Below are 264 nucleotides of genomic sequence, written 5' to 3'. Positions count from 1 at the left end.
CTTATCAATATGAATGCTCGTTTGTACGACCCTGTGCTACACCGTTTCTTACAACCCGACAACTACGTACAAGACCCTTTTAACACCCAAAACTTTAATAGATATGGGTATTGTTTGAATAACCAATACTAAAATACCAGGAAGCTATAGAGGGAGAGAAGGATATTTTGAATTTATAAGAGAACGTGATAGAATGATTTAATCATAGATTTTTCAATCTTAATAGTAAATAACGTGAGTTCGATCTAACAGAACATTGATTTA

General features: G+C 33.0%; 1 pseudogene. It reads left to right on the top strand.

The features are described from left to right. Window positions 1-123, top strand: a pseudogene (locus HMPREF9073_RS15365) (RHS repeat-associated core domain-containing protein); the annotation flags it as partial. Window positions 124-264: the final 141 nt, after the last annotated feature.

It is taken from the genome of Capnocytophaga sp. oral taxon 326 str. F0382, assembly GCF_000318295.1.
Lineage (GTDB): Bacteria > Bacteroidota > Bacteroidia > Flavobacteriales > Flavobacteriaceae > Capnocytophaga > Capnocytophaga periodontitidis.
Note: the sequence above shows the minus strand (reverse complement) of the source record. Positions and strands in the feature narration are given on the sequence as shown.